Annotated in this window: 8 protein-coding genes; 5 read left to right on the forward strand and 3 right to left on the reverse strand. The window is 75.1% G+C overall.

Annotation, left to right across the window (positions count from 1 at the left end):
• Window positions 1-36: 36 nt before the first annotated feature.
• Window positions 37-1,920 (reverse strand): calcium-binding protein, encoded by a 1,884-nt coding sequence (locus G9H72_RS19475; RefSeq protein ID WP_166174275.1) that lies wholly within the window; start codon window positions 1,918-1,920, stop codon window positions 37-39.
• Between the two features lie 249 nt (window positions 1,921-2,169).
• Window positions 2,170-2,556 (reverse strand): four-helix bundle copper-binding protein, encoded by a 387-nt coding sequence (locus G9H72_RS19480; RefSeq protein ID WP_166174281.1) that lies wholly within the window; start codon window positions 2,554-2,556, stop codon window positions 2,170-2,172.
• A 182-nt stretch (window positions 2,557-2,738) separates the two neighbouring features.
• Between G9H72_RS19480 and G9H72_RS19485 the strand changes: the two genes are divergently transcribed.
• Genes G9H72_RS19485 through G9H72_RS19505 form a run of 5 tightly spaced genes read left to right on the forward strand, consistent with a single transcriptional unit; the run spans window position 2,739 to window position 10,464 of the window.
• Window positions 2,739-4,274: a BCCT family transporter gene (locus G9H72_RS19485; protein ID WP_166174276.1), complete on the forward strand. Its 1,536-nt coding sequence runs from the start codon at window positions 2,739-2,741 to the stop codon at window positions 4,272-4,274.
• A gap of 21 nt (window positions 4,275-4,295) precedes the next feature.
• Window positions 4,296-5,054: a hypothetical protein gene (locus G9H72_RS19490; protein WP_166174277.1), complete on the forward strand. Its 759-nt coding sequence runs from the start codon at window positions 4,296-4,298 to the stop codon at window positions 5,052-5,054.
• Window positions 5,055-5,092: 38 nt separating this feature from the next.
• The gene (locus G9H72_RS19495) at window positions 5,093-5,848 is read left to right on the forward strand and encodes a beta-phosphoglucomutase family hydrolase (RefSeq protein ID WP_196791421.1); all 756 of its coding nucleotides are present in this window, start codon (window positions 5,093-5,095) and stop codon (window positions 5,846-5,848) included.
• Complete coding sequence (locus G9H72_RS19500; RefSeq protein WP_166174285.1) at window positions 5,848-8,334, forward strand: glycoside hydrolase family 65 protein; 2,487 nt, start codon at window positions 5,848-5,850, stop codon at window positions 8,332-8,334. Before G9H72_RS19495 ends, G9H72_RS19500 begins: the two co-directional genes overlap by 1 nt.
• A gap of 60 nt (window positions 8,335-8,394) precedes the next feature.
• On the forward strand, window positions 8,395-10,464 hold the full coding sequence (locus G9H72_RS19505) for a S8 family serine peptidase (protein ID WP_166174278.1): 2,070 nt from the start codon (window positions 8,395-8,397) through the stop codon (window positions 10,462-10,464).
• A 117-nt stretch (window positions 10,465-10,581) separates the two neighbouring features.
• On the opposite strand, the gene G9H72_RS19510 is transcribed toward G9H72_RS19505, so the two are convergent.
• The gene (locus G9H72_RS19510; RefSeq protein ID WP_166174215.1) at window positions 10,582-11,043 is read right to left on the reverse strand and encodes a hypothetical protein; all 462 of its coding nucleotides are present in this window, start codon (window positions 11,041-11,043) and stop codon (window positions 10,582-10,584) included.
• Window positions 11,044-11,245 lie beyond the last annotated feature (202 nt).

An 11,245-nucleotide genomic window follows, 5' to 3' on the forward strand; every position in this document is an offset into this window, starting at 1 on the left:
GCAAGGGCTCCGCCGTACCACCGTCCTACGGACGGGTCAGGCCGCCGAGATGGCCCACTTCCAGGTGGCGGTGACCGACTCGTCCTTCATCGGGTGGTACGTCCGCTCCCCCGACAGGGTCGTCGGGTCCTTGGGCAGGTCGACCATGCCAGTGCTCGCTGCGTCCGTGTTGAGCGGCCACATGGTGATCGTGCGCGTGCCGGTGAGCGGGCAGCTCTCGGTCACCTCGATCTCGCGCTCCTTCACCGGCCAGACCTGCGCGGAGTACTGGCCGAGCGGCTCCCACAGCGTGAGCCCGGCCCTGCCGGCGAGCGTCGCCGCGCCGTCGTAGCTGCAGCCGTCGCGGCCGGTTCCGCTGATCGACCAGGCGATGGTGGCGTCGCCGTCGAGTCCGCCCGTCGTGCCGTCCTCCCGCAGGGTGAAGGCCGCCGACCAGGACTCCGTGATGCCGCCGGACGTGACAGTGCCGGACGCGCTGCCGTTGAACGCGCCCGCGGTGCCGCCCCGGCAGCTCTTCTGCGTCTCCGCCGTGCAGCGGTCGGGGTCGCGCGGGGTGTTCTTGCGGGGGTCGCCCGGCGAGCCCCCGTCGCAGACGTCCCTGCCCGGGCCTCCGTCGCAGGTGTCGCTGTCGGCGCTACCGCGCAGCGAGTCGTTGCCGGGCCCCCCGAGAAGCGTGTCGTCGCCCAGCCCCCCGTCGACGGAGAGGTCGTTGCCGCCCTGCGCGTCGATCCGGTCGTTGCCGGCGCCGCCCTTGATGTAGTCGGGGTGCTTGCTGCCGGTGATGACGTCGTCGCCCGCCTCCCCGTCGAGCGCCACCGCCACAGCTGTGGAGCGCAGCGTGTCCGCGTCAGGGCCGCCGAAGACGTCGGTGCCCAGGGCGGTGGCCGTCAGGGTGTCGCGTCCCGCGTCACCGTGGATCGTCCCGTGCTTCGCCGAGCCGGACGTGATGACGTCGTCCCCGGGACCGCCCCGCAGCACGTCCTCCCCCGGCCCGCCCACGATCCTGTCGTTGCCCGCACCGCCGTTGACGCGCTCGTCGTCCCCACCGCCCGGGCGGATGACGTCGTCGCCGTTGCCACCGTCGATGTCGTCGACGCCCGCGCCGCCGAGGATCGTGTCGTCGTCGGCGTCGCCCTGCGCGAGCCCGCCGGCCGGGCCCGCCTTCAGCACGTCGTTCCCGATGCCGCCATAGAGCCCGGCGCGCTCGTCGCCCGCCACCAGCTGGTCGTTGCCCTCGTCGCCGAGCAGGAACCCGGGCCCGGGGCCCAGCCGCAGGACGTCGTCGCCCGGCCCCCCGCGCAGCGTGTCCCGGCCCGGCCCACCGTCGATCCGGTCGCTGCCCGCGCCGCCCCTGACGTCGCGGTCGTCGCCGCCCGCGGCGTCGATCCGGTCGTCCCCGTCGCCCCCCTCGATCCGGTCGGCGTACGGGCCGCCCGCGATAAGGTCCGCGTCCGCGCCGCCCAGCATGCTCGTGGCCTCGGCGATCGTCCGCAGCACGTCCCGACCGGCTCCCCCGTCCAGGCTCACGCCCGGCGCCTGCGCCAGCAGCGTGTCGCGGCCCTCCTCGCCGTGCAGGGCACCGCCGCGGCCACCGGTGTTGGAGCTGAGCAGGTCGTTGCCGGGGCCGCCCCAGAGCGTGTCCTGGCCCGGGCCTCCGTCCACCGTGTCGTTGCCCGGCCCGGCGCAGACCAGGTCGATCCCGTCCCCGGCGAGCACGACGTCGTTGCCTGCCCCGGCCACGATGACGTCGCGGCCGGCGGTCCCGCGCAAGCGGTCCGCGCGGTCGGTCCCCACGACGGTCGCGGCCTGTCCGTGACACGTGGCCGCGGGCGCCGCGAGGGCCGAGGGCGGAGGCGAAACGAGCGGTAGCGCGGTGAGCAGCGCCGCGGCCAGCACGGCGCGGCGGATGGTGCGGGGCATGAAGGACTCCTCGTCCCGGCCGGCGCGTCTCGCCGGCCGCGCCCCCACGGTGGCCGCTCCCTGCTGCCGTCGGCTTGCGAGCGGCTTGCGGCGCACGACAAGCGGCGTCTCCCGCCTCCTCCCAGCGAATCGACAGGCCGCGTCCTCGTCGTGAGCCGCGGGGCAGCCGCGCGTCTCGCCCTGGACCCTGCGGGGGTCGCGCGAGGGCAGGTACGCCGCCCGGCCGCTGAAGCCTCCGGGGCCCCCCGGTCAGCCGATCGAGCGCAGCAGCCCGCGGCAGGCCTGCTCGCACGCACGGCACGCCTCACCGCACACGCGGCAGTGGTCGTGCATGCCGGCGTGGCGCTCGCACTCCTCCGCGCAGGTCCTGCAAGCGGTCACGCACGCCTCCAGCAGCGTGCGGGTGATCTCCGCGTCGTACTCCGTGTGCCGGGAGAGCACCCGAGAGGTCGTCGCGCAGATGTCCGCGCAGTCCAGGTCCGTGCGGATGCACTTGGTGAGCTCGGCGACCGAGCTCTCGCTCAGGCAAGCGTCGGCGCAGGCCGTGCACGCCTGGCTGCAGGCCACCAGCGCGGCGATCGCGGCGGCGAGCTGGTCGCGGTCGAAGCCGATCTCCCCCGGATGGGAGCCGATCATCGACGAGATGGTGTCCGTCACGCGGGCCTCCTCGAGTCCTTGTGCGGCGGCCCCTACCCCCCGCGGACGGCCGGAACCGGCCGGGACAGGGCGGACGCTCGCGACCGCTGGAGCCCGGCGGGCTTGGCATGCTGGTTGCTGAGAGCAAATGACATGCCGTCTCCTTCGGAGGGAACCTGCCCGTGCCGAGAGTCTCCCCCGCCTTCTGGGCGTCCCTTGCCATCGTCCTGCCGTTCGTCGCCTGGGGCGCCGTCTCCGCGGACTCGCTGGCTGACACCGCCGCCGCCTGCCGGGCCTTCCTGGTCGACCGCTTCGGCTGGTTCTACCTGTTGACGGCCTCCGGGGTGCTCGTGCTCGTGGTGGCGCTCGCGGTCTCGCGCTTCGGCACCGTGCGGCTCGGTGGGGACGAGGAGCGGCCGGAGTACTCCACGCGGGCGTGGTTCGCGATGCTCTTCAGCGCGGGCATGGGGATCGGCCTGGTGTTCTGGGGCGTCGCAGAGCCCGTGGCGCACTACACGGCTCCGCCCGAGGCAGACCCGGGGACGAACGAGGCGGCCCGGGAGGCGCTGCGCTACTCGTTCTTCCACTGGGGCCTGCACCCCTGGGCGATCTACGCCGCGCTCGCGCTCGCGCTCGCGTACGCCCGCTTCCGCAAGGGCGCCCCCGCGACGGTCAGCGCGGCGCTGCGGCCCGTCCTCGGCGCTCGGGCCGACGGGGCCCTCGGCCGTGTCGTCGACGTCACGGCCGTCGTGGCGACGGTGTTCGGCGTGGCCACCTCGCTAGGCCTGGGTGCGGCACAGGTGAACGGCGGCCTGGCCGCCCTCGACGACCGCATCCCCGTCTCCGACGGCGTCCAGCTCGCGGTGATCGCCCTCGTCACTCTGCTGTTCCTGGCCTCGGCCCTGTCCGGCATCGGCCGCGGCATCAAGTGGCTGTCGGCGGCGAACATGGTCCTCGCGCTGAGCCTGCTGTGCTTCGTGCTCGTCACCAGCGGCAGGGCCAATGCGCTCGTCGGCGTCTTCACCACCACCCTGGGCGGCTACCTGACCGAGCTGCCGACCATGAGCCTGCAAGCCGGCCCGTTCGACGCGGACCGCAGCACGTGGATCAATCAGTGGACGATCTTCTACTGGGCGTGGTGGATCTCCTGGTCGCCGTTCGTCGCCAGCTTCATCGCCCGGGTCTCCCGCGGGCGGACCATCCGGGAGTTCGTGGCCGGCGTCCTCGCGGTGCCCACCCTGATGAGCGGCCTCTGGTTCTCGGTGTTCGGAGGTGCCGGCGTCCTGGCCGAGCGGGACTCCGGAGCCCTCGGCGGGCTCGGCACCGAGTCCCAGCTCTTCGCGCTCCTCGACGGGCTACCCGGCGGGACCATCGCGGCAGCCGGCGCGGTGGTGCTCGTGACGACCTTCTTCATCACGAGCGCGGACTCGGCCACGTTCGTGCTGGGCTCGTTCAGCACGCCGGGCGGCCGGGACCCGCACCGCCTGGTCACCGTCGCGTGGGGCGTGCTGATCTCCGCCGCGGCCGCGGTCCTGCTCGTCGGAGGCGGGCTCGAGGGCCTGCAGACCGCGTCGATCGTCTCGGCGTTCCCCTTCGCCCTCGTGCTGCTCGTGGCCGTCGCGTCCCTGACCAAGGCACTGCGCACGGACGTCGGCCCCGGTCATCGAGGCCAGCAGGCCGTCGACGAGCACCCCGTCACTGTCGGTGCCGGCCGCTAGCTTCGGCGCCGGAGGTGAGGGATGAGCCGACGGGCGGTGCTGCTAGCTCGGGTCGGCCTCGCCGTCGCGGCAGCGGCGGCCGTCGCCGCGCTGGCGCTGCGGACGGCCGGTGTCTGGTCCCCCGAGCAGCCCGTGCTGGTGGCGGTTGTCCTGGTGTCGGCCGTGCTCACCGCCTGCTCGACCAGCGCGGGCGCCGTCCAGGACTGGCGGGCGCGCCGGCTGGCCGCACAGGTGGAGCGGACCGAGCGGGCCCTGACGTCCACGGCTTGGGCCGTGGCGGACGCCACCGGGCTGGACTACCGGGACCTGGGCATCGCCGCATACCGGCTCGAGCGACGGCGCGGCCGGCGTCCGCCCAGACTGCGCCGGGTGCACCGGGTGCGGCCGCGGCACCGCCCGGGTGCGTCGGGCATCGAGTGGAGGCCGGGCGTCGGCGTCATCGGGTCCTGCGTCGCGATGCGGCAGGTGGTCGCCGCGGACCTCGACGCGGTCTACCGCGCGCTGCTCCCGTGCACGCGCGAGGACTGGGACGCGCTGGTGCCCGCGGCCGTGCGCCAGGGGCTGAGCTACGACGAGTTCGTCGACGTCCGCGACAAGTACGCCGTGGTCGTCGCGACCCCGGTGGTGGACGACACCGGGCCGACTCCCCGCGTCGTCGGCTGCGTGTCCCTCGACGGGCCCGCGGGCTCCTTCTCCGCCCTGACCACGCCGGAGGTGCTGGGGCTGCTCGACTCCACGGCCCAGGCCCTGCTCGCGCCGGCATCCGCCGCCGTGCGCTGAGCGGGTAGCGCCCGTGGGGGCTGGGTAGGCGTCCTTCGATGAGCAACGAACGGCTGCACCTGCCCCCCACGATCCGTGCCTGCCTCTTCGACCTCGACGGCGTGCTCACCCGCACCGCCACCGTGCACGCGGCTGCGTGGAAGGAGATGTTCGACACCTTCCTGCAGCGGCGGGCCGAGCGCAACGGGGAGCAGTTCGTCCCGTTCGACCCGGTCACGGACTACGACGAGCACGTCGACGGCAAGCCGCGCGCGGACGGGACGGCCTCCTTCCTCGCCTCCCGCGGGATCGAGCTGCCGCAGGGCGACCCCGACGACCCGCCGGACGTCGAGACGGTGGCGGGCCTGGGGAACCGCAAGAACGAGATCGTGCAACGCCGCATCCGCGAGGACGGCGTCGAGGTGTACGCCGGCAGCGTCCGCTTCGTCGAGGCCGCGCGCGCTGCGGGGCTGCGGACCGCAGTGGTGTCCTCCAGCGCCAACACCGCGGAGGTGCTGCGGGTCACCGGCATCGAAGGGCTCTTCGAGGCGCGCATCGACGGGGTCGTCGCGAAGGAGCGACGGCTGCCGGGCAAGCCGGCCCCCGACACCTTCCTCGCGGGCGCGCAGGCGCTGGGGGCCTCCCCCGACCAGGCGGCCGTCTTCGAGGACGCGCTCGCCGGCGTCGCCGCCGGCGCCGCGGGCCACTTCGGCCACGTCGTCGGCGTGGACCGGGTGGGCCAGGCCGACGCGCTGCGCGAGCACGGCGCGGACGTCGTGGTCCGCGACCTCGCCGAGCTGCTGGAGGGCGTGTGATGCACCGCCACCTGCCCGAGCAGGAGGACGTCTTCCCCGTCGAGCCGTGGTGCCTGCGGGAGACGGCGCTGCACGAGCCGCTGCTCCCGCGCTCCGAGTCGCTGCTGGCCCTGTCGAACGGGCACATCGGCGTGCGTGGCAACCTCGACGAGGGCGAGCCGCACGGCCTGCCGGGGACGTACCTCAACTCCGTCTACGAGCTCCGGCCGCTGCCTTATGCAGAAGCCGGATACGGGTATCCGGAGTCGGGCCAGAGCCTCATCGACGTCACGAACGGCAAGATCCTGCGGCTGCTCGTGGACGACGAGCCGTTCGACGTGCGCTACGGCGACCTCATCTCCCACGAGCGGGTCCTCGACTTCCGGGCAGGCACGCTGACGCGCACGGCCGAGTGGCGCTCGCCCGCGGACCGCACCGTCCGGCTGACCACGACCCGGCTCGTCTCCTTCACCCACCGCTCCATCCTCGCGATCGAGTACGTCGTCGAGCCGGTCGACGCGGCCGCGCGCGTGGTCGTGCAGTCCGAGCTGGTCGCGAACGAGGTGCTGCCCGGCCCGGTCCACGACGACCCGCGGGTCTCCTCCGCGCTGGCGAACCCGCTGCGCAGCATCGAGCACTCCGCCGCCGGGACGTCGGCTTCCCTGCTGCACGAGACCAAGCAGAGCGGGCTGCGCGTGGCCACCGCGATGTCGCACCTGCTCGACGCGCCCCCCGGGGTGGACGTCGACGTCCGCGGCGAGTCCTTCCCGGACCTGGCACGCGTCACGTTCACCGCCGCGCTCGAGCCCGGCCAGCGGCTGCGGCTGGTCAAGCTGGTGAGCTACGGGTGGTCGGCGGAGCGCTCGGTGCCTGCGCTGCGCGACCAGGTCGCCGCCGCCCTCACCGGGGCGGAGCAGACCGGCTGGGACTGCCTGCTCAGCGATCAGCGTTCGTACCTCGACGACTACTGGGAGGGCGCCGAGATCGAGCTCGACGGCGACCCCGCGCTCCAGCAGGCGGTGCGGTTCGCCCTCTTCCACGTCCTGCAGTCGGGCGCGCGGGCCGAGCGGCGCCCGATCCCGGCGAAGGGGCTGACCGGCCCGGGCTACGACGGGCACTGCTTCTGGGACACGGAGGCGTTCGTGCTCCCCCCGCTCACGCGCACCGCCCCCGGCGCCGTCGCCGACTTCCTGCGCTGGCGCTACGACACCCTGCCCGAGGCCCGAGACCGCGCACGCCAGCTCCGGCTGGCCGGGGCCGCCTTCCCGTGGCGGACCATCGACGGCGCCGAGTGCTCGGCCTACTGGCCGGCCGGCACGGCGGCGTTCCACATCAACGCCGACATCGCCGACGCCGTGGTCCGCTACTGCGACGCCACCGGTGACGTGGCGTTCGAGCGCGAGGTCGGCGTCGCCCTGCTCGTGGAGACGGCGCGGCTCTGGAGGTCGCTGGGCCACTACGACGAGACCAGGGGCGAGTTCCGGATCGACGGGGTCACCGGGCCCGACGAGTACACGGCGGTCGTCGACAACAACGTCTACACCAACCTCATGGCCCAGCGGAACCTCGTCGCCGCCGCCGACGTGGTCGCCCGTTACCCCGCGGAGGCGGAGAGCCTGGAGGTGACCGCCGACGAGGCCGAGTCGTGGCGACGGTGCGCCGCCGCCGTCTACATCCCCTACGACGACGAGCTCGGCGTGCACCCCCAGTCCGAGGGGTTCACCAAGCTCAAGGTCTGGGACTTCGAGCAGACCGACCGCGACGACTACCCGTTGATGCTGCACTTCCCCTACTTCGACCTCTACCGGAAGCAGGTCGTGAAGCAGGCGGACCTGGTGCTCGCGCTCCACCGGCGCGGAGACGCCTTCACCGACGAGCAGAAGGCGCGCAACTTCGCCTACTACGAGGCGCTGACCGTCCGGGACTCCTCGCTGTCGGCGTGCACACAGGCGGTCATGGCCGCCGAGGTCGGCCATCTCGACCTCGCCTTCGCCTATACCGCCGAAGCCGCCTTCACCGATCTGCACGACCTGAAGTCGAACACCGGAGACGGCCTGCACATGGCCTCCCTGGCAGGGGTGTGGGTCGCGCTCGTCGACGGCTTCGGCGGGCTGCGGGACGAGGCGGCGACCCTGCGCTTCGCCCCCCGGCTCCCCCAGTGCCTCACCCGGCTCGCCTTCACCGTCCGGCACCGGGGCCACCGGGTCCGGGTCGAGACCGACGGCAGGAGCGCGACGTACTCGGTGGCGTCCGACGGCACGGAGACGACGGAGGAGCTCGAGGTCTTCCACCACGGCGAGCCGGTCACGCTCACCCCGGGCGAGCCGGTGTCGCTGCCCGTCCCGCAGGTGCAGGCCCCGCGGGCCCCGCAGCAGCCGCCCGGGCGCCGCCCGCTGCCGCGCCGCGTGCACGACGAGCCCCATGGCCGCCCGCCGGCACGGGCCGCCGAGCGTGGCGGCCGCAGCTGGGCGGCCCTGCACCCCGAGCTCGCGCCGAGGGAGGTCTAGCGCCCGGTTCACCCGTTCGGCGTCGCGGCTGCGGGGCGCGGGCATCCGATCCCCTGGGACGTGACCGCTCGACGCAGGACCTCCGGCCTCACGGCGGACGGCAGCCGGCGCGCGCCTCTGATGGCCGCCCTGGTCCCGGCCGTCCTCCTGCTCGGCCTGCCCGCCCCCGCGATGGCGGGCGAGGCGGTCGAGGCCCGCGACCAGCTCGCCGCCGCCGACGTGCTCCCGGTCGGCCTGGTCGGCGCGCTTCCCCCGGCCGACCTGGAGGCGCTCGCGGGCGCCCTTCCCGTGCAGGGCGAGCCCACCACCCGGCTGGCGGTCTCGACGATGACCGAGGACGGCCTGCAGGTCGACACCCTCGACGTCGCGGCCGCGGACGCGGGCGCGGCCGCCCAGGTGCTGGACGAGCAGCCCGCCGTCGTCGCCGCCTCGGTCGACCGGCGCGACGTCCGCCCGGCTGCGTTCCGGCAGGACACGTACCGCTGGCGCCAGTGGGCGCTCGACCGGCTCGAGGCCGAGCAGGCACGCGGGCTGCCGCACGGCACTCCTCCGATGGTCGCCGTGCTGGACACCGGAGTCGACGCGAGCCACCCCGACCTCGACGGCGTGCTCGTGCCCGGGACCGACGTGGTCTACGGCGGGGACGGGCGCACGGACACGAACGGCCACGGCACCCACGTCGCGGGGATCCTCGCCGCCGAGGTCGGCAACGGCACGGGCGTCGCGGGCCTGATCCCGGACGCGCAGGTCATGCCCGTGCGCGTCTTCGGCTACGACGGCGTCGCCTGGGGCTCCGACGTGGCCAAGGGCATCGTCTGGGCCGTCGACCACGGTGCGCGCGTGCTCAACCTCTCGCTGGGCGGCGCGACCTCGGACCCGGTGCAGGAGAGCGCGATCCGCTACGCCGAGGAGCAGGGCGCTGTCGTCGTGGCGGCGATGGGCAACGACGGCGCGACGACGAGCGCGGTGTCGTACCCGGCGGCGTACCCAACCGTCCTCGCGGTCGGCTCGACCGACTCCGCAGACGCGCGCACGGCGTCCTCCTCCACCGGGGCGCACATCGACGTGGCCGCGCCCGGGTCGGCGATCTACTCGACCTACCCGCGCCGGCGCTACACCTCGCTCAGCGGCACGTCCATGGCCGCGCCGTACGCCGCGGCCACGGCCGCCATGGTGCTCGGGGCCTGGCCGGAGCTCACGCCCGAGCAGGTCCGGGAACATCTGCAGGCCACCGCCGACGACATCGCGGCTCCGGGCCTCGACGACGCCACCGGGCACGGACTGGTGGACCCGGTCGCGGCCCTGACGAGCCAGCCCGCCTCGGTCACGAGCCCCCCGGCGGCCACCCTCGCGGCGGTGCGGGCGCCGGCCCCGGCGGCCGCGCTGCCGGCTCCGGTGCCCGTTCCCACCCCGGCCCCGGTGCTCGCGCCCGTCCCTGCCCCTGTCCCGGCTCCGGCGCCTGCCCCCGCTCCCGCGCTCCCGCCGCCGGCCCCGGCCGCGGCACCTCACCCGGCCCCTGTGCCCGTCCCGGTCCCCGCGGCGCTCCCGCTGCCCGCGGCCCCGGTCGTGCCCAAGGGGGTCGTGGTGGCCGCCGAGCTGGGCACCGGCGGCGCGCCCCTGCCGTTCGGAGCCTGGGTCAACGTCCGCGGCACGGCGAGCCAGCTGCTCAAGCCCGTGCAGGGCACCGTGCGCCTGGTCTCGGCCGGGCAGGTCCTCGCCACCGACACCCTGCACGAAGGACGGTTCAGCCTGCGGGCGCCGCTGCGGACGAGCAGCCCCTTGAGCGTGGAGGTGACGACGGTGGCCGGCGCCACCGGCAGCGCGGACCTCGGCGTCTGCACGGTCGTCCCGGTCGCCGAGTGGACGGCCCGCCGGAGCACGGGCAAGGCCAAAACCCGGACGAGGTTCCCCGCGTACGTGACCGGCGCGCCGGTCGGCACCCGGGTCCGGCTCGAGCAGCAGGTCGGCTCGGCCTGGGTGGAGCGCGCCGCCGCCCGGGTGGCGCGCGACGGCAGCGCGACGTTCGTGTGGGCGCCGCCGAAGGGCGTGTCGGTCCTGCGGGTCCGGGTGCCGAGCGTGGCCGGGCTGGGCGGCGCCGTCACCGGCGTTCGCCGGCACACCGCGCGCTGAAGCCGTCCGCCGGACGCGCCGTCGGGGCCGCCCACCAGCCCGGCCTCCCTCCCCCGTGATCGTGCACAGGTGGCGAGTTGTCCACAGCCTTCCGGCGACGGCCCGAACGGCAGGAGCTCAGCCGGGGAACCGCAGGGTGAACCAGGCGAACCGCCACCGCCACAGCCAGGCCGCGCCCAGGTAGAGCCCGGGCGCGACGGGCCGCAGCTCGTCGCGGACGAGCCGGGCGACGAGGGACGTCCGCGAGTAGTCCAGCACCACGCACTCGCGGCCGTCGACCCGGCTCGGCCCCGGCCCGACGGCGGCCTGCACCAGGCGCAGCCCGAGCGGCGTGACGCGGTTGACGACGCGGCCCCGGCCGTTGTCGACGACCTTGCCGCGCCACACGAGCCGCACGGCCGCCGCCGTCGGGCGGGCGAGCACCGTGCCGCCGCCCCAGAGGAAGACCCCGTCGGCCCGCCCGTCAGGCAGCGAGGCCGCCGGGGCCGCCGGGGCCGCGCGGAACGCCTCGGCGAGCGCGGACGCTCGCATGGCGAGCAGTGCCCGCTCGTCGAGGCCTCGGGTGCTCGGTACGCCCACCGTCGCAGCCTCCCCCCGAGGGGGCCGGCTGTCGAGTGCGGTCGTCCGCCGCCCCACCGCGTCACTCGGCCACCGCGCTTCAGCTGCTCGAGCGGGGGGGGGGGACCTGGAGGCGGGACGGCACCGGTACGACGCACACGGGTACTTCGGGGCGCACCGACGTGCAGCACGCTGCGGGCCGAGCAATGCCGCGGCCACGATG

The organism is Motilibacter aurantiacus (assembly GCF_011250645.1).
Classification (GTDB): domain Bacteria; phylum Actinomycetota; class Actinomycetes; order Motilibacterales; family Motilibacteraceae; genus Motilibacter_A; species Motilibacter_A aurantiacus.